The organism is Rhizobium sp. BR 317, assembly GCF_047445835.1.
In the GTDB taxonomy this organism is placed as follows: Bacteria; Pseudomonadota; Alphaproteobacteria; order Rhizobiales; family Rhizobiaceae; genus Rhizobium; species Rhizobium paranaense.
The window spans coordinates 146,197-169,657 of sequence record NZ_JARWLB010000009.1 but is presented as its reverse complement, the minus strand read 5'-3'; the positions used below and the strand labels follow the sequence as shown (position 1 = coordinate 169,657).

Sequence of the window (23,461 nt, the reverse complement as noted above, 5' to 3'; positions counted from 1 at the left end):
CGTTTAGGCCGCCACACTCTTGAAAAACTGGATGCTCTGTTCGATTTCACCCGGTAGCGACGAGTTGTGATTGCCCTGAACCGTCGCCACTTCCATTTTGACACCGCCAGCAAGAGCGCGCTTAGAAAGCAGCGTCGCCCGGGCCTGCAAAGTGCCCTCTTCGCTGGCTTGCATGACCTTCAAAGGGCATTTGAAGCTGTGGGCATAGCAGATCGGCGAGCGCATCTGGAATTCGCGCGGATTTTTCGCGTTGAAGCGGATATCCTCCGGATAACGATGGAAGAAGGCGAAGGCATCCGGATTGCCTGACATGGGAGTGGCCGCGCGGAAGCGTTTGGCCGACATTGCCGCCAGCATCGCCAGCGTACCGCCGACGCTGTGCCCCGCGAGGAAGAGGCGATGCGGATCAACGCCCGGCAGGTGGCGCAGACGGTCGGATGCGGCGAGAACGTCGGAAACCTCGTCATAGAAACCCGAGAAATTGCCCTTTTGGCCGTTTTCGCCGCGCATCGACGGGATCATGACGACGTAGCCGGCATCGACATAAGGCTTCATCAGCAGCCAATGGCCCTGACCGATGGCGTTGCCACCATGGAGGAAGAGCACGGCGGGCCTCGGCTTCGGCGTGCGCTCATAGCGCGATACCCAGGCAACGAGTTCCAGCTCGCCGCCGAGACCGCTGCGATAGAAAATCTGATCGGCGTCTGATGGCGCGACCAACGGCTCATATTTGTCGGGCGCCGGACCTTTGTTCAGAAGCTCGGTGCGGAACTTGTGGCGCTCCTTGGCATAATCGCCAACCAGAAGCGGAGGCTCGGCCACTGCGACGGCCGGCTTGCTAGTTTGGGGATCTATAACCTTGGCATCAACCGACTTGGCGACAGGAGCCGCGGTTTCGGCAGCCTTTGCGATGTTGGGAGCAAAAAGTGTTACGGCAAGACCGGCAAGAATGGTACGGCGACTGGGGCGAAATGCGTTGTCTTCAGACGTTGTCATATGATCTGTCCAAATATGCCCGGCGAATCGAAATCTGCACGGGTTGAAAGACGAGGCCAACTCACATTGTGGTGAGGAATCAACCAAGATCTATTCATCAACGGCAGGGGCCTTGGCGTCAATCAGCGCCACCAAATTTTCCAGCCGATCCGCCTCGTAGGGCGGCTTGTCGGGCCTGAGACGCGCAATTCGCGGAAAACGCATGGCGACACCGGACTTGTGCCGCGTCGAGCGATTGATCCCTTCGAAAGCGACCTCGAGGACGAAGCCGAAATCGCGATCGGCGCGCACCGCTCTTACTGGGCCAAAACGATCGATCGTATTGTTGCGCACGAACTTGTCGAGCACCTCCAGCTCGGCATCCGTGAAGCCGAAATAGGCCTTGCCGACCGGCACCAGTTGTTCACCCTCCGGTGTCATCGACCAGACGCCGAAGGTGAAATCGGAATAGTAGCTGGAACGTTTGCCATGGCCGCGCTGGGCATACATCAGCACGGCATCGACATTGTATGGGTTCCGCTTCCATTTGAACCACGGCCCCTTGGCGCGGCCAGCGAGGTAGGCGCTGTCGCGGCGCTTGATCATGACGCCTTCGATCACGGGATCCGGCGGCGCCGACCGCAAGCGGTCCAACTCTTCCCAGGAGGTAAAATCGACCAGCGGCGAGAGGTCGAAACGATCGTGGGGTGCGGCTTCGATAATTTCCGTCAGCCGTTCGCGCCGATCAAGAAATCCGCGGGCACGCACATCCTCTTCGCCGTCGAACAGCAGATCATAGGCACGGATAAAGGCCGGGTATTCCTCCAGCATCTTCGCAGTCACCGTCTTGCGGTTCAACCGCTGCTGCAGATCGGAGAAGGTGCGTGTCGGGCTGTTGGAGCGCGCCGTGCCACCGATCAGCAATTCGCCGTCGACGACGCCTTCGAAGCTGATGGCATCGACGATGTCCGGAAAAGCGCCGGAGATATCGTCGCCGGAGCGGGAATAGAGCTTACTCGTCATACCCGCCCGCGAAAGCTGGACGCGGATGCCGTCCCATTTCCACTCGGCGGCATAATCCAGGGGATCGAGCCCAGTGAGATCGCCGGGCTCGACGGCATTGGCGAGCATGACGGAATGAAAGATCGCCGGCGTCGCCAGCACCGGCTTGTCGCCCTTGCCCTCCAGCCACTGAAACAGGCTCTCATAGGGCGGCTGCAACCCATGCCACAGCGTTTCGATCTCGGTCACGTCCTTATCACTCAGCTCCGCCAAAGCCTGCTTGGCAAGCCGCGCCGACACGCCGATACGCAGCGCGCCGGTGGCGAGCTTCAGAAAAGCAAACCGGCCTGACGTATCCAGCCGGTCGAGCAGGTCGCGAACGAAGCTGCGCACCTCGGTACGCCCCAGCGCATTCATCCGACGCACCACCTCGCCGAGCTTCGGCTGCTCGCCCGCCGGGCGGACGATGTCGCTTTCCTTGTCCCAGACCAGCGAGATGGTCTCGGCGAGATCACCGACATAATCATAGGAATAGCGAAACAGCACCTCGTCCATGCGTTCAAGCACGAGCTCGCGCAGCATCGCCGGCTTGACGTTGCGCACCTCGAGCGTGCCGGCGATTGCCGCAAGACCGTAGCCGCGATCCGGGTCGGGCGTATCGCGGAAATAGTCGGTGAGCAGCTTCAGCTTGCCGTTGCGGCTCGGCGTCAGCACCAGGCGATCGAGGAGATCTGCGAAGGCTTTCATCAGTCCCCCTCATCCTCATAGCCGATCAGATGCAGCGGCTTGGCCGGAATGCCCTGCAATTCGCACCAGCGCACAAGCGCTTCTTCGCGTCCATGGGTGACCCAGACTTCTCCCGGCTTCAGCTCCGAAATGGTCTCCGTCAGCTCCGGCCAATCGCAATGATCCGAAATGACGAGCGGCAGCTCGACGCCGAGCTGCTTGGCGCGCTGGCGCACCATCATCCATCCCGACGCAAAGGCGGGCAGAGGTTCATGGAATCGCCGCGCCCAGCGATCGGAAAAAGCCGATGGCGGTCCGACGACGACAGCGCCCTTGAAGATCGACTGATCCCGGCTTTCGATCGTTGCCGGCAATAATTCGCCGAGGACGATGCCCTGCCCGGCATAATAATCGCACAACGTCTCCAACGCGCCGTGAATATAGATCGGCCTGTCGTAACCGGCATCGCGCAGCAGCCGGATGACGCGCTGCGCCTTGCCCAGCGCGTAGGCGCCGATGAGATGGGTGCGCTCGGGAAATTGCCGGAGCGAAGCCAGGAGCTTCGCCGTCTCGTCCAGCGGATCGGGATGATGGAACACCGGCAATCCGAAGGTCGCCTCGGTAATGAAGACATCGCAGGGAACGGGCACATAGGCAGCGCAGGTCGGGTCGGGCCGCCGCTTGTAATCGCCGGATACGACGATGCGCAGCCCATCCTTCTCTACCGCGATCTGCGCGGAACCAAGCACATGACCGGCCGGATGAAACCGCACCCGAACGTCGTTGATGGTCAGCTCCTCGCCGAAACCGACCGCCTGCTCCGATCCGGCAAAATCATCGCCATAGCGTATCCGCATGATGTCCAGGGTCTGGCGGGTGGCGAGCACCCGGCCATGGCCGGCGCGGGCATGGTCGGAATGTCCATGCGTTATCAACGCCCGCTCGACCGGTCGCACCGGATCGACATAGAAGCCACCGATCGGGCAGAACAGCCCCTCAGGGGCGGGATACAGCAATTGATCCGGTCTCATAGGACAAAAGATAGCGTGATTTATGCAATTATGTAGCGATCATTGGCGCTTTTTGAGCGAATTCGCCTTCCACTACTTCAGCATCCGCTCGAAGCGCCGGTCCGGGACCAGCCATATGCAGGCGACGATGAAATAGATGCCGAGGGAGATAAACGGATTGATGGCGGCAAGGATGATCGCGAGGATGTAGAGGCTGACGGAGAGCGCGGCCTTGCCATCCGGGCCGAGTGTGTGGGCAAAATCGGAATCCGTGCCATGCACCCGGATCAGCATCCGTCCGAGGATGTAGTAGGCGAAACCGCACATCAGCAAGACGAAGCCATAAACCATCACCGGGGTCATGGCGAAGTCGTTATCGTCCATCCAGCCGGTGGCGAAGGGCATCAGTGACAGCCAGAACAGCAGATGCAGGTTCGCCCAAAGCACGCCGCCCCTGACATGCTTCACCGCCTGGAACATATGATGGTGATTGTTCCAGTAGATGCCGACGTAGACGAAGCTTAGAACATAGGAAAGCAGCGTCGGGATCAGCGGTATGAGCGCCTGCAGCCCCTCGCCATGCGGCGCTTTCAATTCCAGCACCATGATGGTGATGATGATGGCGATCACGCCATCGGAAAAGGCTTCGATACGCCCCTTGCCCATAAATCGACTTCCCCTCTTCGCGTCAGGCCTCGGACAGAATCAATTTAAGGGCCTGCGTATATGGAGGCAGAATTACAGCGGACAGGGATGGGTTCAAGCGAGGCGATCGCGGGCGTCCGTCAGAATCCTCGAGATTTCCGCCGCCCCGACCGGCCGCGAGAAATAGAAGCCCTGGGCGTCATGGCACTGAGCCTGGCGCAGGAATTCGAGTTGCTCGTCCGTCTCCACGCCTTCGGCGACGACAGCAAGGCGGAGCCGGCGCGCGAGCGAGATGACGGCGGAGGCGATGGCGACGGTCGTCTCGTCGCGCGGTAACGCCTCGACGAAGGAGCGGTCCATTTTGAGACGGTCGAAGGGAAAGGTCTTCAGCGCCGCCAGGCTGGAATAGCCCGTGCCGAAATCGTCGATGGACAGGCGCACGCCAAGCGCCTTCAGCGCCTGCATCACATGCAGGGCGCGCGGCACGTCATGCATCAACGTGCTTTCCGTCAACTCGAGCTCCAGCCATTGCGGGTCGAGGCCGCTCGCCTCCAGAGCTTCGGTGACATGCGCGGCAAGCGCCGGATCGCTGAATTGCCGCGCCGAAACATTGACGGCGATCGTAAGCGGCGGCAGGCCCATCGCCTGCCATTCCTTGGCCTGTCGGCAGGCCTCGTTCAGCACGAATAAGCCGAGGGGGATGATCAGCCCGGATTCTTCCGCAAGCGGGATAAACTGACCGGGCGGCAGCATGCCGTGGCGCGGATGACGCCAGCGCACCAGCGCTTCCAGTCCGACGATGCGGCCGCTCGCGACATCGACCTGCGGCTGGTATTCCAGGAAGAACTGCTTGGCGCCGATGGCGCTGCGCAATTCTTCCTGCTCGCTCAGCGGCATGGTGCCACCCGCGTCCGACCTATGGATATGATATTGCAATCGGTTGCGGCCATGTTCCTTGGCCTTGTACATGGCCGCGTCGGCGCAGGCGATCAACTCATCCGGCGTCTCGCCATCGGCCGGAAAGGCGGCAACGCCGATACTGCTCGTCACGGCGACCTCGATTTCCCCGATCATCACCGGCTGCGTAATCGCCTTCTGCAGTTCGCGCAGCCGCCGCGTGATGCCGGTGTCGTGGCGCGACTGATGGACGATGACCAGCAGGAATTCGTCGCCGCCGAGTCGTACCACCATGTCGGAGGCCCTGAGGCTATCGACCATGCGCGCCGTCAATTCCTTCAACAGCTCGTCGCCGGCGCTGTGGCCGCGGCTGTCATTGACTTGCTTGAAATTGTCGAGATCGACATAGGCGACCGTCACCTTGCGGCCGTTTCGACGCGCCTTGAACAGGATCTTCGCCATGTTCTCCTTGAGAAAGGCACGGTTCGGCAGGCCGGTCAGGTCGTCATGATGGGCCATGAAGTAAATACGGTCTTCGGCGCGCTTGCGCTCGATGGCGATGCCGGCAATGTGGGTCGCCATGGCCACCAGCTCCAGCTCGCGTTCGGTCGGCTCGCGCACGGTGCCGGAATAGAGCGCGAACGTGCCGAGCACATTGCTCTGCGAGGTCACGATCGGCGTCGACCAGCACGAGCGCAGGCCGTACTGCGCGGCTAGAGCACTAAAATCCTCCCAGAGCGGGTCCGTCTGGGTGTCACTAACGAAGACCGGCTTGCCACGCCAGGCGGCCGTACCGCAGGAACCGACCTTCGGGCCGATGGCGATGCCGTCGATCAGGCGGCTATAGGCGGCAGGCAGATTGGGTGACGCACCATGGGAGAGACGGATGCCTTCAGGATCGAGCAGCAGCACCGACCCCTTGATGTCGGTCATCTGATCCTCGACCATTAATACCAGCGCCTCGAGGATCATCTCCAGCGGCTCGCTCTTGGCGATCATTTCCAAAAGTTCGGCCTGGCTGCGGCGCAGATGCTCCTGGCGCTTGCGCTCGGTAATATCGCGCGACGTGCAGATCAGGCCGATCACCTCGCCACGATCGTTGCGCAGCGGTAACTTCGAGGTCAGCCGATAGACCGGCTTGCCGCCGTTCGCGGAGGGAATGACGTCCTCCATATCAAGCCGCGGCTTGCCGGTAGCGATGATTTCCTGCTCGATGCGGTAGTATTTCGTAGCCCGCTCCAGCGGCACCAGATCAAAATCGGTCTTGCCGGTCAGCGCGCTTGCTCTTTCCATGCCGAGACTTTTTGCCGTGGCGGCATTGGCGAAGACGAAGCGGCTTTCCCGATCCTTGACGAAAAGAAAATCCGGCAGTTCATGCACGATCGCCTTGAGGCGTAGTTGCTCGATGCCATCGGCGACATGGTGCGCATTCGCCGCCATCAGCGCCTGCGTCGCTGCCAACAGGCGCTCCGTCTCAATATCAAGCGAACGACTGCGCTCGCCTGACCGGACGTGCTGAAGAGCCGGCTTATTCATGATGTGCATTCTCCCAACCCGGCCGCAGCTTCATCAAATGTCACAACCGAAACGCGATCATTATAGCTCCCGCTTCCTTCGAGGCTCTTAAGCGGATGGGTGAACGAAAGGATAAAACGGCGGAACCTGCGAGAAACGGGCGGCCTAATTCTACGAAAACAGCTCTTTTCGTGCCAAATCGGGACAGGCGCGCATGGCACGGTTCCTGCTTCTGCAAGGTTCGTTTCAGGAGTTGATAATGGTCCAGCGCCGCGCGTTCATTGCCTATATCGCCGCCTCGGCTGCAACCGGCCTGTTTGCCCGAAGCGCCTTTTCTGCGCCGCTCGCCAAGATGGCCGGCGCCGAGATGCGTGGACCGATCGATGCCATCGCCTACAAGGCGACACCGGGCACCAGCGACATCAGAAGCGGCAAGCTTCAGGCGATGATTGACAGCGCCGCGCGCGACAACGCGCCGGTCTTTCTGCCGCCCGGCAATTACAATGTGTCGAACCTTTCGTTGCCCGATAATACGCGCGTTACCGGCATCCCCGGCGCTTCGCGGCTGGTCTATGGCGGCGAAGGCCATCTGATGAGCGCCGACAAGGCGAAACGCATCGAACTGTCCGGCCTCGTCCTTGATGGCGGCAACCGCTGGCTTGCCGACTATGCCGGCGGGTTGCTGCAATTTACCGGCGTCGACCAGGTGCTAATCGACAATTGCGACATCGCCGGCAGCCGCAAACATGCACTGCAATTGGAGCGCTGCGGCGGGCGGATCGAACGCAGCCGCATTTCGGGGGCAGCCGAAGCCGGCCTTTATGCGGTCCAGTCGACCGGATTGACAGTCGCGGGCAATACGGTCGAGGATTGCGGCAATGGCGGCGTCCTCATTCATCGCTGGGACAAGGGCGAAGACGGCAGCATCGTCACCGGCAATCGCATCTCCCGCATCGGCGCCAATGATGGCGGCACCGGCCAGAACGGCAACGGCATCAACATCTTTCGCGCCGACGGCGTTTTGGTCTCCGGCAACCAGATAGCCGATTGCGCCTTCACTGCCGTCCGCGCCAATTCAGCCTCGAGCGTGCAGATCACCGGCAATCAGTGCTTGCGCTCCGGCGAAACGGCGATCTTCTGCGAATTCGAGTTCGAAGGCGCCGTGGTCAGCAACAATCTCGTCGATGGTGCTGCCAACGGTATCGCCATTGCCAATTTCGACAAGGGCGGGCGGCTTGCCAGCGTCACCGGCAATATCATCCGCAACCTGTCCCTGACCGGCCCCTACCCCCAGGAAAGCGGCTTCGGCATCGGGATCTCAGCCGAAGCCGACACGCTGATTGCCTCGAACCTCATCGAAAACGCCCCGCTCTGGGGCCTGAAACTCGGCTGGGGTCCCTATCTCCGCAACATCGTCGCCACCGGCAACATCGTCCGCCAAGCCCCTATCGGCTGCGCCGTTTCCGTCGCCGATGGTGCCGGCGCGGCTGTCATCTCCGACAATCTGTTCCAGCAAATGGAAAAAGGCGCAGTCTTCGGCTTTCGGTGGGACAAACCAGCTTCCGGCGACCTTACGATAACAGAGAGCGGAGAGTTTCCACAACTGACGATAGAGAGAAACAGGCTGATTTAAACGCCGCTATCTCCAGCTTGGCTCCCGCCGCTCGAAGAAGGCCGTAACCCCTTCCCTTGCTTCCTCCGTCTCCCACGTATCGGCCAGTTGAGTGATGACGCGATCAATAAGCTCATCGCTGATCGGCATGCCGAGAGAACGAGCCAGTGCCTTTGCCCGCGCCGCGGCCTGCGGCGAGGCGGCAAGCAGGTGGCGGATTTCGGATTCGATGGCTTCGTCGAGTGCGTCCTCCGGGACGACCCGGGACAGCAGGCCGGCCGCATGGGCCTGCCAGGCGTCAATGATCTTGCCAGACAGGAAGAGCGGGCGAGCCTTGGCCTCGCCGATGCGAGCAATGACATAGGGGCTGATCGTGGCGGGGATGATGCCGAGCCGAACCTCCGTCAGGCCGAAACGAGCCGTCGCCGCGGCAATCGCCATATCGCAGATACTGAGGATGCCGATGCCGCCGCCGAAGGCATTGCCATGCACGCGGGCGATCAGCGGCTTCGGCAATTCGTTCAGTGCCTTGAACATCATGGCAAGCCGCCGGGCTTCGACGATGCGTCCCGCACGGGTGGCATCGAACTGGGCGCGCATCCAACCGAGATCGCCGCCGGCGCAAAAGCTTCCGCCTTCACCCGCAAGAACCACCACGCGCACGCTTGCGTCCCTGCCGAGATCGTAAGCCGCCTCCGTCAGGGCATCGATCATCTCGGCCGACAGGGCGTTGTGCTTTTCCGGGCGCGCCAAGGTCAGGCGGGCGACACCACGTTCCTCGATGGCGATATGGATGGTTTGCGATGTCATGCGACGCTCCTCAGGCTGCGGGCAAAAGCGGCGGCTTGGGCAAGCTTCTCGTCATCGAGGCCTGTTTCGAAACCGTGCAGTGCCAGATAGTGGTGAACCGCCACGGTATCGACATTGCCTTTGGCGCCGGGCGCAAAAGGACAGCCGCCGAGACCGCCGGCAGCGGCATCAAACACCCGGATGCCCCGATCCAGGGCTACGCCGATATTGTCCAATGCCCGGCCCGAAGTATCGTGAAAATGACCGGCCAGCATGGCGGCGGGGAGATCGGCAAGCACGACTTCCAGCATTCTGTCTACCGCCTCCGGTTCGCCCCTGCCGATCGTATCGCCGAGGCTGATCTCGTAACAGCCGAGTTCGCGCAATTGCCGAGCGACGCTTGCGGCATTTGCCGGCGGCACTGCGCCTTCATAGGGGCATTCGACGCCGCAACTGACATAGCCGCGCAGCGGAATGCCACGATCACGGCTCGCCGCGGCCACCGGCCGGAAACGCTCGATGCTTTCGGCGATGGAGCAATTGATATTGCGGAGTGAAAAGCTTTCGGAGGCAGACGCGAAGATCGCCACCTCGTCGGCGCCTGCTGCAAGCGCCGCCTCCAGCCCCTGCATATTCGGCGTCAGCACCGCATAGCGAACACCGGGCTTGCGTTTGATCCCGGCCATGACATCGGCAGCATCGGAGAGCTGAGGCACCCATTTCGGACTGACGAAGCTGGTGACTTCGATGCGCTCGAAACCGCAATCGGACAGCAGATCCACGAGTTCGATCTTGGTGCCCGTGTCGATCAGCCGCTTTTCGTTCTGCAGGCCATCTCGCGGCGCCATTTCTACTATTGTGACATGGTTGGAAGTGCGGTCGGTCATTGCGTGTCCTCCGGCCGGAGCGATAGCAGGACAGCGCTCTCGCTGGTCTGATCCCCTTCGCCGACATGCAGGCTTTCCACCACACCGTCGCGCGTCGCCGTCAGCGTCAGCTCCATCTTCATGGCTTCCATGACGATCAGCGCCTCGCCCTTTGCGACCATGTCGCCTTCCTGCACCCGAACGATCTTGATGAGGCCGGGCATCGGCGCAATCAGCCGGTCGCCGCCAACGGCCGCCTCTTCAGCGCTATCCAGTGGGTCGGCCCGATGGAAATGATGGGTGTGGCCATCGAGGAACAACGTCATGCTGTGCGGCATCTGGAAAAAGTCGGCACGCAATTGCCGCCCGTCGATCTCCACGCGGCAGCAGCCATCATTGCGGCTGATGATCTGAACGGCGAGCGCGCGACCATCGAAATGCACGGAGTATCGATCCTGCCCTTTCGCAATCACGCGGCCGTTCGTGTGGCCGCCACTGTGATGCAAGGTGACAGGGCGGTTCACCTCACCCCAAAGCTGCCAAGCGCCAAGCGCTTGCCACGGGTCGCTCTCCAGGGATCGCGCCATGCCTCCGGCCTCGAAGATGGCGGCAATGGCAAGCGCGATATCGTCCGGTATCGGTGCTGCAGTCAGCCTCTCCGCGTCGCGGTCGATCAGGCCCGTATCCGGATGGCCCGCAACGAAATCCGGCTGCTGGCTCAATCGAACCAGGAAATCGAGATTGCTTGCCGTTCCCGCCGCCTGGGTATCCTGCAGCGCTCGCGTCAGCTTGGCGAGGGCCGCTTGACGGGTTGGCGCATGGACGATGAGCTTGGCGATCAGGGGATCGTAATGCGGTGTAATGCTGTCGCTTTCGCGCACGCCGGTATCGATGCGGACATCGCCCTCCGGAAATCTGAGATGTGAGAGCGTGCCGGTCACCGGCAGGAAACCCCGCGATGGGTCTTCGGCATAAAGCCGTGCCTCGAAGGCCCAACCGTCGATGGAGAGTTCGGCCTGGGTTCTCGGCAAGGGCTCGCCGCCGGCAATCCGCAATTGCCATTCGACCAGATCGACGCCGGCTATCGCCTCGGTGACAGGATGCTCGACCTGCAGGCGGGTGTTCATCTCCATGAAGAAGAAGCGATCCGGCGACAGGCCATCGGAGACATCGGCAATGAATTCGACAGTGCCGGCACCGCGATAATCGATGGCGCGGGCTGCGCGGACGGCAGCTTCGCCCATGGCGCTGCGCATCTCCTCCGTCATGCCGGGGGCCGGCGCCTCCTCGATCACTTTCTGATGACGGCGTTGCAAAGAACAATCGCGCTCGAAAAGATGCACGACATTGCCATGGCTGTCGCCGAAGACCTGGATTTCGATATGCCGGGGCTGGGTCAAATATTTTTCGATCAGCACGGCGTCGTCCCCGAAAGCGGATTTCGCCTCGCGTCTTGCCGCTTCCAGCGAGGCCACAAAATCTTCCGGTCGATCCACCCGCCGCATGCCCTTGCCGCCGCCGCCTGCCCGCGCCTTGATAAGAATAGGAAAGCCGATCTCTGTTGCCCGCTCCGCAAGGAAAGCCGTGTCCTGTTTATCACCATGATAGCCGGGAACGACAGGCACGCCTGCGCGCTCCATCAACGCCTTGGCCGCGTCCTTCAGGCCCATGGCGCGGATCGAGGCCGGCGATGGGCCGGTAAAAACCAGTCCTGCGGCTTCGACGGCCTCGGCGAAATCGGCATTTTCCGAGAGAAAGCCATAGCCGGGGTGAATGGCCTCGGCGCCGGATCGCCGTGCGGCGGCGATGATCCGCTCCCTCGAAAGATAGCTTTCGCTCGCAGCCGCCGGACCGATGTGAACGGCCTCGTCCGCCAACGCCACATGCAACGCATCTCTGTCGGCGTCCGAATAGACGGCGACCGTGCGGATGCCCAGCCGCCTTGCCGTCCGGATGACCCGGCAGGCGATTTCTCCGCGATTGGCGATCAATATCCTTGAAAACATTGGCAAACCCTATTGCGCGGCGACGACCTCGACTTCGAGCAGCCACGCGGTGTCGAAAATCCCCGCGATCACCACCGTCATCGCCGGGGCGAGCGAGCCCAAGTACTCACTGCGGATCTCGCGGTTCTCGAGCGTATGGTGACGATCGGCGAGAAAGGTGGTGACCTTGACGATGTCGGCCTTGCTCATCCCCGCAGCCTTGAGCTGTGCGTCGACATTGAGCCAGACCTGACGCGCCTGCGCCTGAAATCCCTCGGGAAGCGTATCATCGGCGGTCGTCGGAATCTGGCCGCTGACAAACAGCAATCTCTCAAAATTCTCCAGTTTGACGGCCTGGGCGTAGCCGCCGCGCGGCTGCGGTGCGTTCTTGGCATTGACGATGTCGCGTTTCATCTCAATCTCCTCACATCCTGAACAGGCCGAAGCGCGTGTCTTCGACCGGCGCGTTGAGCGCGGCGGAAAGCGACAGAGCCAGCACATCACGGCTCTTGCGCGGGTCAATGATACCGTCGTCCCACAGACGCGCTGAGGCGTAGAGTGGGTGGCTCTGGGTCTCGAACATCTTCAAGGTCGGTTGCTTGAAGGCCGCCTCTTCCTCCTTTGTCCAAGGCTTGCCGGCGCGCGCCAGGGCCTCGCCGCGCACCGTCGCCAGCACGCCGGCCGCCTGCTCTCCGCCCATGACCGAGATACGGCTGTTGGGCCAGGTCCAGAGGAAGCGCGGCGAATAGGCCCGGCCGGCCATACCGTAGTTGCCGGCGCCGAAGGAGCCGCCGATGAGCATGGTGATCTTCGGCACTTTCGTCGTTGCCACCGCCGTCACCAGCTTGGCGCCGTGCTTGGCAATGCCTTCCGTTTCGTATTTCCGGCCGACCATGAAGCCGGTGATATTCTGCAGGAAAACCAGCGGGATTTTGCGCTGCGAGCAAAGCTCGACGAAATGCGCGCCCTTCAATGCCGATTCCGAAAACAGCACGCCATTATTGGCGATGATGCCGACGGGGATGCCGTGAATATGGGCAAAGCCACAGACCAGTGTGGCGCCATAGCGCGCCTTGAATTCGTCAAAGCGTGAGCCATCGACGATACGGGCAATGATTTCACGGACATCGTAGGACGTGCGCAGGTCGGAGGGCACGATGCCGAGTATATCCTCCGGATCGTAGAGCGGCGGCTCCGGCGCGCGCAGTTCGACGGTCGTCGGTTTGTGGCGATTGAGATTGGCCACGGCCTGCCGCGCCAAGGCAAGCGCATGCGCATCGTCGCGCGCCAAATGGTCGGCGACGCCGGATAGACGCGTGTGCACATCGCCGCCGCCAAGATCTTCGGCAGACACCACCTCGCCGGTTGCGGCCTTGACCAGCGGCGGCCCGGCGAGAAAGATCGTCCCCTGCCCCTCGACGATGATGGTCTCGTCGGACATGGCCGGCACATAAGCGCCCCCCGCCGTGCACGACCCCATGACCACGGCGATCTGCGGAATGCCCGCCGCCGACATATTGGCCTGATTGTAGAAGATGCGGCCGAAATGTTCGCGATCTGGAAAGACCTCATCTTGGTTCGGCAGGTTGGCCCCGCCGGAATCCACAAGATAGAGGCAGGGAAGATTGTTTTCAGCCGCGATCTCCTGCGCCCTCAAATGCTTCTTCACCGTGATCGGATAATAGGTGCCGCCTTTGACGGTGGCATCGTTGCAGACGATCATGCAGTCGCGGCCGGCAACGCGGCCGATGCCGGCGATCAAACCCGCTCCCGGCGCCTCATCGCCATACATGCCGTGAGCCGCCGTCGCGCCGATTTCGAGGAAAGACGTCGCAGGATCGATCAGCCCCGCCACCCGGTCACGCGGCAGTACCTTGCCGCGACTGACATGACGCTCGCGCGCCTGCACGCCGCCGCCCTCCGCCGCCCGCAACGCCGCCGCCTTAGCCACACCGATCGCCTCCAGCATCGCGGCACGATTGTCCCTGAAACGGTCCGAATGCGTGGAGATTTGGGATTTCAGGACGGTCATGCAGTATCACCAAAATTGGGGGTGAAATTTCAAAATCAGACAGTCTCGGTAAATAGCTCCCGCCCGATCAGCATGCGGCGGATTTCGGAGGTGCCGGCGCCGATTTCGTAGAGCTTGGCGTCGCGCAGCAGCCGGCCGGCGGGGTAGTCGTTGGTATAGCCGTTGCCGCCGAGGGCCTGGATGCATTCGAGCGCCATGCCAGTCGCCTTTTCGGCAGCATAGAGAATGCAGCCCGCGGCGTCCTTGCGGGTCGTTTCGCCGCGATCGCAGGCCGCGGCAACCGCATAGACATAGGCGCGCGCGGCGTTCATCGTCACATACATGTCGGCAAGCTTGCCCTGCATGAGCTGGAATTCGCCGATCGGCTGGCCGAACTGCCGGCGTTCATGCAGATAAGGCAGCACGACGTCCATGCAGGCGGCCATGATGCCGAGCGGGCCTCCCGACAGGACGACGCGCTCGTAGTCGAGGCCAGACATCAGCACGCGGACACCGCCATCGACCTGACCCAGCACATTCTCCGCCGGTACCTCGCAATCGATAAAAACCAGCTCCGAGGTGCTGGACCCACGCATGCCGAGCTTGTCGAGTTTCTGGCCTACGGAGAAACCCTCGAAACCTTTCTCGACCAGGAAAGCGGTGATGCCGCGCGGGCCGGCCTCCGGCGCGGTCTTGGCATAGACCACCAGCACATCGGCATCCGGACCATTGGTGATCCACATCTTGCTGCCGTTCAACACATAGTGGTCGCCGCGCTTTTGCGCGTGCAGCTTCATCGAGACGACGTCGGAACCTGAGCCGGGTTCCGACATGGCGAGCGCACCGATATGTTCGCCAGAGACCAATTTGGGCAGATAGCGTGCTTTCTGCTCGTCGGTGCCGTTGCGATTGATTTGGTTGACGCAGAGATTGGAATGGGCGCCGTAGCTCAGACCGACGGAGGCCGAGGCGCGGCTGATCTCCTCCATGGCGACCGCATGCGCGACGTAGCCGAGACCAGCGCCGCCATAGGCTTCATCGGCGGTGATGCCGAGCAGCCCAAGATCGCCCATTTCCCGCCACAGCTCCATCGGAAAACCATTGTTGCGGTCGAACTCGTCGGCGAGCGGCGCGATGCGCTGGCCGGCAAAGCGGCGCACGCTGTCGCGCAGCGCCTCAATCTCCTCGCCGAGCGCGAAGTTCAATCCCCCTGCAAACATCACCTTCTCCTCCCGCTTCCCCTAGAGCATGATCTTTTCCAAAGCCGCCTTACGGGCTCATGTGCCAATTTTGAGAGCATCACGCCGCATCGGCGGGTACGTGACGCTTCTCTTCCGGCATGTCATAGGTCTTCAGCTTCTCGGCGATCCGCGCCATAACCTTACGAGCCGCCTCCTCCTTGATCGGTCCGAAGCCTCTGATCTCATCGAACAATGTCAGGATGGCAAGAGCCTCCGTCTCATTTCCCGCGCGCAGACCGTTGAGAACGCGGTCGGCAATCACTTGATATTCACCGATCAAGCGGCGCTCCAGCCGGCGCTCCCGCATATAGCCAAACGGATCGAAGACCGTGCCGCGCAACCGCTTCATCGGTGCGAGCCTGCGCAGCAGCGGCAATATCCAGGGGCCGAATTCGCGCTTCTTCGGCCGGCCGTTCGGGTCTTTTCCGCCCAGCATCGGCGGGGCGAGATTGAAGGCCAATTTGAAGTCGCCTTCCATCTCGTCGCGCAAATGGGCCTCGAAGGCCGGATCGGTCAACAGTCGCGCCACCTCATATTCGTCCTTATAGGCCAGCACCCGCGCATAGGTCGCGGCGACGGCGAAGGGCACTTTATCCGAAAGCCGCTCCCTGGCAGCCGCAGCCGTGGCACGCTGGACGAAAGCGGCATAGCCATCGGCAAGCGCGGCATTCTGATAAGCGGTCAGATGCGCCTTGCGGTGGGCGATCAGCTCATCGAGGCTCATCTCCGCCAGCGTCTTGCCGGCATCCGGTTCCGTCATCATTTCCCGCACGGCCTGCGGATCATGCGCCAGCAGACGGCCCCAATGGAAGGCCGAGAGGCTGGCCTTGACGGCCACGCCGTTGAGCTCGATCGCCTTCTCGATCGCTTCCAGCGACAACGGCAGCAAGCCGCGCTGCCAGGCAAAGCCGGTGAGAAGGATATTGGTCGACATGGCATCGCCAGTGACCTCGCTTGCAACATGACCGAAATCAAGGAAGACGGATTTGTCGCTGACGGTCTTGGCGATGGTGTGTTGTACCGAGCCGATCTTGAAATCGAAGTCGCGATTGCGAACGAAATCGGCGACCGGCATCAGGCCGGTATTGACGATGGCCGTCGTGCGGTTCGAGGCGCAGAGCGTAATCGCATCCTTGGAGGCACCGACCACCTCGTCGGCAGCAAGCAGCAGATCGGCGCCGCCATTGACGATGCGCGACGAGGTGACGTCGGCCTCGCTGTAGCCGATACGCAGATGGCTCATGACGGCGCCGCCCTTCTGCGCGAGGCCGGCCATGTCGAGGATCATCGGTACTTTGCCGTCGAGATGGGCAGCCATGCCGAGAATAGCGCCGATCGTCAGGATACCGGTGCCGCCAACGCCGGCGATCGCGATGTTCCAGGGGCGCTCGCCGATGACGGGCACCTCGGGCATCGGCACTTCGGCATCCGCATGCTCCAGCGCCTTGCGCTTGCGGCGCTTACCGCCATGCACGGTCACGAAAGACGGGCAGAAGCCTTTGACGCAAGAGAAATCCTTGTTGCAGCTCGACTGGTTGATCTGCCGTTTGCGGCCGAACTCCGTCTCCAGCGGCTCGACGGAAATGCAATTGGATTGCACCGAGCAATCGCCGCAGCCTTCACAAACGGCGGGGTTGATGAAGACGCGCTTGGCCGGATCCTCCAGCAAGCCGCGGCTCCGACGGCGGCGCTTCTCGGCCGCACAGGTCTGGACATAGACAATGGCCGAGCAGCCTTCGGTCTCGCGCAGCGTCAGCATCACCTGATCGATATTGTCGCGGTGCAGCACTTTAACGCCGGGGGCCAGATCCGATGCCGCGTAGGCGGCGGGATTTTCCGCGAGCAGGTAGATCGGCGAAACGCCCTCGCCGTGCAACTGGCGGGTCAAGAGCTGTGGCGTCAGATAGCCATCGATCGGCTGGCCGCCGGTCATGGCGACAGCATCATTGTAGAGCAGCTTGTAGGTAACGTTGACCTTGGCGGCGACCGATTGGCGGATGGCGAGAATGCCGGAATGGAAATAGGTGCCGTCACCGAGATTGACGAACATATGCTTTTCGTCGGTGTAGCGGGCGATCGCTGTCCAAGGCACGCCCTCGCCGCCCATCTGCGTGAAGGTCTGAGTGTTTCGGTCCATCCAGGTGACCATGTAATGGCAGCCAATGCCGGCCATAGCGCGGCTGCCTTCGGGCACGCGGGTGGATGTGTTGTGCGGACAGCCGGAGCAGAAGAACGGCGTGCGGTTGAGCGGCGCGACGTGCGTGCGGCTGATCTGGCCGCGTTCGGCGAGATAGGCAAGCTTGGCAGCGATCTGGTCGTGCAGCGAAGGATCGAGATCGAGTTTGACGATGCGCCCGGCAATGGCTCTCGCCACCGAGCCGACGGTCAAAGCGGCCGAGAGGCTGAGATAGGGTTTGTCGTGCTCATCGAACTTGCCGACGATGCGTGGGCGGACATCGGCGCGCCAATTGAAGAGCTGCTGCTTGATCTGGTTTTCGATGATCTCGCGCCGCTCCTCGACGACAAGCACCTCGTCCAAACCTTCGGAGAAATGCCGGACGGTCTCGGGCTCCAGCGGCCAGGGCATGCGGATCTTCAGGATACGCAGGCCAATGGCGGCCATTTCCCTGGGGCCGATTTCGAGTTCGCGCAGCGCCTGTAATACGTCCTCATAGGCCTTGCCGGAGGAGATGATGCCGAAGCGGGCGTTGGGCACATCATGGGTGATTTCATCGACGCGATTGGCGCGGGCGAAAGCGATGGCGGCATAGGCCTTGTAGGTTTGCAGACGGTCGTCCTGCACCAGCGGCGGATCGGGCCAACGCAGGTTCAGGCCGCCGGGCGGCAGCTCGAAATCGGTCGGCAGCACGAATTGCCGCCTCTCGCCCGAGAGGTCGACGGCGGCCGTCGTCTCGATGGTGTCGGCAATGAACTTCATGCCGACCCAGCAGCCGGAATAGCGCGACATGGCGATACCGAGCAGGCCGTATTCGAGGAATTCGTGGATTGAGGACGGATAGATGACCGGAATGACCGCCGACATGAAATCATGGTCGGTTTGGTGCGGGATCGTGGAAGATTTGGCGGAATGATCGTCGCCAGCGAAACAGAGGACACCGCCATGCTTGGAGGTGCCGGCCGCGTTGCCGTGTTTCAGCACATCGCCGGAACGATCGACGCCGGGACCCTTGCCGTACCAGATGCCGAGCACGCCGTCCTTGCGGACGCCGGGCGACAGGCCGACTTGCTGCGTACCCCAGATGGCCGTGGCGGCAAGGTCTTCGTTGATGCCTGGCTGGAAGGTGACGTCATGCGCGTCGAGATAGGTCTTGGCTTTCAAAAGCTGTTGATCGTAGCCGCCGAGCGGCGAGCCGCGATAGCCGGATATGAAGGCTGCGGTGTTGAGACCGGCAGCGCGGTCGCGGCGCATCTGCGTCATCGGCAGACGCACGAGGGTCTGCAGTCCGGTCATGAAGACGCGGCCTTCATCTGCTGTATATTTATCGTCAAGCGATACGCTGGTCGCTAGCATCTGCTCTCCTCCCGAGATCGCAGTCACCGAATGCGTAAGAACATCTCCGCCGAATGCCTCCTACCGCACCGGAGAAAATCTAAATCGATATTAGCATGCACCATCGCTAATTTCCGAACGAAGGCGGTGCGCAGCCGGCACGATTCGCAAAGATTGGAGGGCTTGGCGGATATTTTCGTGCTTGATCCTGTACACTCATCAAAAGCTTTCATTGCAGATATAAGCCGGAGCCTCTTCCGCTTGGCGAAAGCCGCCCATAACCTCGCTTCGACTCGATTTTTGGAGACCGACCATGCTGACGATTTACGGCGTCTATCGCTCACGCGCATCGCGCAACTACTGGATGGCGGAGGAGCTTGGCATCCCCTTTCAATCCGTGCCCGTGATACAGGCAAGTCGGCTCGAAAATCCGCTAAGCCCGGAAGCGCCTATCAATACGATAACGCCCGAATTCCTGGCCGTGAATCCGATGGGCATGATCCCCGCTGTCAAGGACGGCGATCTCGTCATGCATGAATCGCTCGCCATCAATCTCTATCTCGCCCGCAAGTATGGCGGGCCGCTATCCGGGAAGACGGTGGAAGAAGAGGGTCTGCTCGGCATGTGGACCATGTGGGCAGCTACGGAGGTAGAGCCCTACTCCGTGGCCCTCGTCCGCATCTACGACCGTTCGCAGGAGAACACCGATGCCGGCAAGGCCGGGATCGCGGTTGCCTGCCGGTCGCTGAAGCGGCCATTGGACGTGCTGGAAAAGCACCTGACGGGCCAGGATTACCTCCTGGGCGATCGCTTCACCGTCGCCGACCTCAATCTCGCGGAGGTGCTGCGCTACGCTCAGACCGAGCAGGCATTGTTCGATAGCCATCCGAATTTGAAGACCTGGATCGAGCGCTGTCAGTCGCGCGATGCCTATAAGGCGATGCAGGCGACACGCGGCAAGGAGCCGGTGTAAAAACCGCGCGTTTTCCCTGGAATTGCCTTAGCGAAAGAGCTTCATGCTCTCTTCCATCTCGTCGCGCATCCAGGTCTTGAAAGCAGTCACCTTCTTGGCTTCACGCACGCCTTCCGCCGTGATGAAATAATGGCCGAAACCGTTTTTGGCACGAATGCCAAAGGGATCGACGAGGCATTTCTGTTGTAGTGCATAGGCGGCCAGCGTCTGCCAAGCGAGCATGACGCCCTGGCCCGCCATGGCGGCGTCGAGGCAAAGCGAGGCGTCGTTGAAGATATGCCGCTCTTCCATGCATTTGCCGGAGAGGCCGGCCTTGCTCAGCCAGACCTCCCACGTGAACATAGCCCTACTGTCGATGACGGCGGGAACCTGCAGGAGATCGGCCGGTTCCTTCAATCGGCTGGCGATCTGCGGCGTCACCACCGGAAAGATCTCCTGTTCCAGCAGTAGCTCGGACTTGACGCCCGCCCATTGGCCATCGCCGACGCGGATGCCGATATCGACATCCGACGTTGCCGGATTGATGAGTTGCATGGTCGCATCGATACGCAGCCTGATATCCGGATGACGTTTGGCGAAACGATCGAGCCGATGCACCAGCCATCGCGCCGCAAGAACCGGAGCCACGGAAATAGTGAGAATATTGTCATCACGGTGCTGCGCGGCTGTCACCGCCGCCGACAGTGCCTGAAAGCCTTCGCCGAGGCGTGCCAAGACCGAAAGGCCTGCCTCGGTCACGATCATGCCCTTCGGCGTACGCTCGAAAACCGGCCGCCCCAACTGCGCCTCAGCCTTGATCACCTGCTGGCTGACGGCGCCGATGGTCACGCCAAGCTCGTCGGCAGCCGCCTGCAACGACCCAAGCCGGCCCACGGCCTCCAATGCCCGGAGGCCATTCAGATGAACGCTGTTGAGATTCTTCATATAGAATATCTATATCAGCATCCCGGCATTCTCAATTGAAAAGCTGGGCGATGCGCGCGATCATTGCGGCATAAAACCACAACCGCCACCATCCCGTCGACTGATACACCACAAGCGCATCGTTGCGGTAGCGAGGAGGCATGCCATGTCGATACTGAAGCTTTTCTTCAATCACCTGCCGCGCGATAACAACGAGCGTGACGACCCGTTGCAACATCCGGCACTGGCGGCCATGTCGCTGGAGGAACTGGCCGACCTGCCGCTCATGCCCGAGAATTTGGGGCGGAAGGAAGGCCCAGATCAAAGATTGAAAGAATGCGTGTAACGAAAGAGCAAGCCCTTTCACACGCTGAACCTTCCCAACCGGCTCTTCGGCTATCTCTTCCACTGGTGTATGATTGTGGACGACATACGACCGGAACGGGAAAGCGCAGTATGGCCGTCAGCATCGAAACCGACGCGATATCCCAACGCCTTCAACGCGTTGCTGCGCAAGCCGGCCTGCCCGAAGTCGAGGTCAGCACCCACTATGGCACGCCGGCGCTGAAGGTCGGCGGCAAGGCTTTCGTTTCGGTCAAGAATGGCGAGACGATCGTGCTGGCGCTGCCGATCGACCGCAAGGAGCAGCTCATCGAGATGGCGCCCGAGATCTATTTCCAGTCGGATCACTATGTCGGCTGGCCGGCGCTGCCAACGCGTATCGACGCCATCGGTGACGAAGAACTGCAACTGCGGCTGATCGAGGCCTGGCAGTTTCGGGCGCCGAAGACATTGCGGGCTGCCTTCGACGCCTGTTGATCAAGCCCGCTCGGCGGCGATGGCTCTTTGCACGGCAGGGCGTTCCAGCATCCGCGCGTGGTGGGCGCTGACCTTCTCAAAGCGGGTCGGATCGACGCTATCGCCCGGCAACCAATTTGTCAGCGTGAAGAGATAGCCGTCGGCAACGGTATATTGCTCGCCCATCACCCATGGCCCTTCCAGCATCTTTTCCTCGATCAGCGTGAAACACTCACCCATATTCTGCGGCACCTTGGCCTTCATCGCTTCGATCGCCGCCTCATCGTCGGTCCAGCGATAGCCGCGCCCTTTGTGAGCATGGTTCACATGCACGGTCGAGGCGAGGTAGCTGTTGAAGGCCTGCATGCGGGCAAAATCGAAGGGATCATCGAGCGGCGCCAGCCGGGCGGCCGGCGCGATCTGGGCGACATAGGCGAGGATCGCAACGTTTTCCGTGATGACGCCTTTGTCTGTCACCAGCGCCGGAACACGACCCTTGGGATTGATCGCCAGATAGTCCGGCGACCGCTGCTCTCCGTTGGCAAAATTGAGGCGCCGCGGCTCGTAGGCAAGGCCCGACTCTTCAAGCGCTATCAGACTGGCGAGTGCACAACTGCCCGGTGCGAAATACAAATTCAGCATATCCGTTTCCTCCGCTCTGATTTCGTCAGACGTTAACGGCGACCGGAGGAATACGGAAGTGGCTGGCATCGATATCGGTTATGAAAGCTTTTGATGTATGCCGCCTGCGCACCGCACCTTAGGCACAGCCCGGCACATCTTCCAGCCGATACCAGACGGGAATGCCGCGTTCGCCGGCGATGCGGACGTCGTTGTCGGCTCCCTTGGACTCGCCGGGAAGCCGGAGAACGCCCTCGCACAGTTGCAGCAACCGGCCTGCGGTCGGGTGGAATATCTCTTCGTAGAGATCGTCGCCGATGCTCTTGCCGCCGGCGGCATGCCAGACCGGCAAGGCGACCCATTCGCCGATCATCGGCAGATGCCCTGCCTTGAACAAGGCATAGGACGGCTCTTCCAGCCGCTTGAGATTCTCCGCCATCTTTTGCGGATCGTCTCCGGTTCCCGAACGATACGGCCCGGCAATCAAGATCAACATGTCACATCTCCTCTTCCTCATGCATCATGCATGGATTTGCACGAATATGCGTTAAAGTTCTTGATTGTCGACTCATTTTTGATAAATTCACGATATTTCATGAATTATCGTGCGGAAACAGGCATGCTTACAGGCCAGCGAAAGACCCTCATCCTCGATATCCTGCGGCGCGACGGCCAGGTGATCGCCAAGAAGATCGCAGACGATTTCGGCCTGTCCGAAGACACGATCCGCAGGGATCTGAGGGAAATGGCGGCGGAGCGGCTGCTGAAACGCGTGCATGGCGGCGCGCTGCCGCTCGCACCGGAGCTACCGGATTTCTCCACGCGACGGGGTGTAGCGCCGGATGTGAAGCGGCAACTCGGCGCCTTTGTGGCGAAGATGGTTCAACCGGGACGAACGGTGTTTCTCGATGGCGGGACGACGACGGCGGAGATCGCCCGCCATCTTCCCAGGAACTTTGCCTTTACCGTCGTCACGCATAGCCCGACGATCGCGGGCGAGTTGGAACATCATCCGACAGCCGACGTGATCCTGATCGGCGGCAAGCTCTACAAGCACTCGATGGTGGCGACAGGCGCGGCGGCTATGGCGGCAATCTCATTGGTGCGGCCAGATATCTTCTTCCTGGGCGTAACCGCCATCCACCCCGTTCACGGCCTTTCGACCGGCGATTTCGAGGAGGCGGCAATCAAGCGGCATATCGCGCAATGCTCGGCGGAAACCTATGTGATGGTGACCCAGGAAAAGCTGGATGCCGCCTCTCCATGCCATATCCTGCCCATCACGGCGGTTTCGGGCATGGTCGTGCCGCCTGACATCACCGAGGCGAGCCTGGCGCCCTATCGGAGCGCACAGGTTCCCATTTTCACGGTCAGCGACTGA

At 61.4% G+C, this 23,461-nt stretch carries 20 protein-coding genes; 5 read left to right on the top strand and 15 right to left on the bottom strand.

Annotated elements, in window-relative coordinates; translation table 11 throughout:
* Positions 1-3 precede the first annotated feature (3 nt).
* The 5 genes from QD357_RS16505 to QD357_RS16485 form a co-directional block, all read right to left on the bottom strand.
* A complete protein-coding gene (locus QD357_RS16505; RefSeq protein ID WP_107107443.1) occupies positions 4-996 on the bottom strand; it encodes an alpha/beta hydrolase family protein in 993 nt (330 codons plus the stop codon).
* A 90-nt stretch (positions 997-1,086) separates the two neighbouring features.
* On the bottom strand, positions 1,087-2,724 hold the full coding sequence (locus QD357_RS16500; RefSeq protein WP_107107442.1) for a cisplatin damage response ATP-dependent DNA ligase: 1,638 nt from the start codon (positions 2,722-2,724) through the stop codon (positions 1,087-1,089).
* Positions 2,724-3,734: a ligase-associated DNA damage response exonuclease gene (locus QD357_RS16495; protein ID WP_107107441.1), complete on the bottom strand. Its 1,011-nt coding sequence runs from the start codon at positions 3,732-3,734 to the stop codon at positions 2,724-2,726. Before QD357_RS16495 ends, QD357_RS16500 begins: the two co-directional genes overlap by 1 nt.
* A 72-nt stretch (positions 3,735-3,806) precedes the next feature.
* Positions 3,807-4,379: a TMEM175 family protein gene (locus QD357_RS16490; protein ID WP_107107440.1), complete on the bottom strand. Its 573-nt coding sequence runs from the start codon at positions 4,377-4,379 to the stop codon at positions 3,807-3,809.
* Positions 4,380-4,472: 93 nt separating this feature from the next.
* Positions 4,473-6,791: an EAL domain-containing protein gene (locus tag QD357_RS16485; protein WP_107107439.1), complete on the bottom strand. Its 2,319-nt coding sequence runs from the start codon at positions 6,789-6,791 to the stop codon at positions 4,473-4,475.
* Between the two features lie 238 nt (positions 6,792-7,029).
* Between QD357_RS16485 and QD357_RS16480 the strand changes: the two genes are divergently transcribed.
* Positions 7,030-8,403 (top strand): TIGR03808 family TAT-translocated repetitive protein, encoded by a 1,374-nt coding sequence (locus QD357_RS16480; protein ID WP_107107438.1) that lies wholly within the window; start codon positions 7,030-7,032, stop codon positions 8,401-8,403.
* Positions 8,404-8,409: 6 nt separating this feature from the next.
* Here QD357_RS16480 and QD357_RS16475 read toward each other — a convergent pair whose 3' ends face one another.
* The 7 genes from QD357_RS16475 to QD357_RS16445 all read right to left on the bottom strand — a co-directional run bounded on the left by QD357_RS16475 (position 8,410) and on the right by QD357_RS16445 (position 18,806).
* The gene (locus tag QD357_RS16475) at positions 8,410-9,192 is read right to left on the bottom strand and encodes a crotonase/enoyl-CoA hydratase family protein (RefSeq protein ID WP_107107437.1); all 783 of its coding nucleotides are present in this window, start codon (positions 9,190-9,192) and stop codon (positions 8,410-8,412) included.
* The gene (locus QD357_RS16470; protein WP_107107436.1) at positions 9,189-10,058 is read right to left on the bottom strand and encodes a hydroxymethylglutaryl-CoA lyase; all 870 of its coding nucleotides are present in this window, start codon (positions 10,056-10,058) and stop codon (positions 9,189-9,191) included. Before QD357_RS16470 ends, QD357_RS16475 begins: the two co-directional genes overlap by 4 nt.
* Complete coding sequence (locus tag QD357_RS16465) at positions 10,055-12,043, bottom strand: acetyl/propionyl/methylcrotonyl-CoA carboxylase subunit alpha (RefSeq protein WP_107107435.1); 1,989 nt, start codon at positions 12,041-12,043, stop codon at positions 10,055-10,057. The genes QD357_RS16470 and QD357_RS16465 overlap by 4 nt, the downstream gene beginning before the upstream one ends.
* A gap of 9 nt (positions 12,044-12,052) precedes the next feature.
* Positions 12,053-12,436 (bottom strand): RidA family protein, encoded by a 384-nt coding sequence (locus tag QD357_RS16460; protein WP_107107434.1) that lies wholly within the window; start codon positions 12,434-12,436, stop codon positions 12,053-12,055.
* Positions 12,437-12,446: 10 nt separating this feature from the next.
* Entirely contained in the window at positions 12,447-14,054 is a 1,608-nt protein-coding gene (locus QD357_RS16455; RefSeq protein WP_107107433.1) for a carboxyl transferase domain-containing protein, read from the bottom strand.
* Positions 14,055-14,089: 35 nt separating this feature from the next.
* Entirely contained in the window at positions 14,090-15,253 is a 1,164-nt protein-coding gene (locus QD357_RS16450; RefSeq protein ID WP_107107432.1) for an isovaleryl-CoA dehydrogenase, read from the bottom strand.
* A 79-nt stretch (positions 15,254-15,332) separates the two neighbouring features.
* Positions 15,333-18,806, bottom strand: coding sequence for an indolepyruvate ferredoxin oxidoreductase family protein (locus QD357_RS16445; RefSeq protein ID WP_107107431.1), 3,474 nt, complete (start codon positions 18,804-18,806; stop codon positions 15,333-15,335).
* 292 nt (positions 18,807-19,098) lie between these two features.
* Between QD357_RS16445 and QD357_RS16440 the strand changes: the two genes are divergently transcribed.
* On the top strand, positions 19,099-19,758 hold the full coding sequence (locus QD357_RS16440) for a glutathione S-transferase family protein (RefSeq protein WP_107107430.1): 660 nt from the start codon (positions 19,099-19,101) through the stop codon (positions 19,756-19,758).
* Between the two features lie 27 nt (positions 19,759-19,785).
* Here the strand turns inward: QD357_RS16440 and QD357_RS16435 are convergent, their stop codons facing one another.
* Entirely contained in the window at positions 19,786-20,682 is an 897-nt protein-coding gene (locus QD357_RS16435) for a LysR substrate-binding domain-containing protein (protein WP_107107429.1), read from the bottom strand.
* A 145-nt stretch (positions 20,683-20,827) separates the two neighbouring features.
* Here QD357_RS16435 and QD357_RS16430 point away from each other — a divergent pair, with 145 nt between their 5' ends.
* Positions 20,828-21,007 (top strand): hypothetical protein, encoded by a 180-nt coding sequence (locus QD357_RS16430; RefSeq protein ID WP_107107428.1) that lies wholly within the window; start codon positions 20,828-20,830, stop codon positions 21,005-21,007.
* Positions 21,008-21,117: 110 nt separating this feature from the next.
* Positions 21,118-21,480, top strand: a complete 363-nt coding sequence (locus QD357_RS16425) for an MmcQ/YjbR family DNA-binding protein (RefSeq protein WP_107107427.1) — start codon at positions 21,118-21,120, stop codon at positions 21,478-21,480.
* Here QD357_RS16425 and QD357_RS16420 read toward each other — a convergent pair whose 3' ends face one another.
* Entirely contained in the window at positions 21,481-22,101 is a 621-nt protein-coding gene (locus tag QD357_RS16420; protein ID WP_107107426.1) for a glutathione S-transferase family protein, read from the bottom strand.
* A gap of 118 nt (positions 22,102-22,219) precedes the next feature.
* Positions 22,220-22,576: a DUF4406 domain-containing protein gene (locus tag QD357_RS16415; protein WP_107107425.1), complete on the bottom strand. Its 357-nt coding sequence runs from the start codon at positions 22,574-22,576 to the stop codon at positions 22,220-22,222.
* 123 nt (positions 22,577-22,699) lie between these two features.
* On the opposite strand from QD357_RS16415, the gene QD357_RS16410 reads away from it, so the two are divergent.
* Positions 22,700-23,461: a DeoR/GlpR family DNA-binding transcription regulator gene (locus QD357_RS16410; protein WP_107107424.1), complete on the top strand. Its 762-nt coding sequence runs from the start codon at positions 22,700-22,702 to the stop codon at positions 23,459-23,461.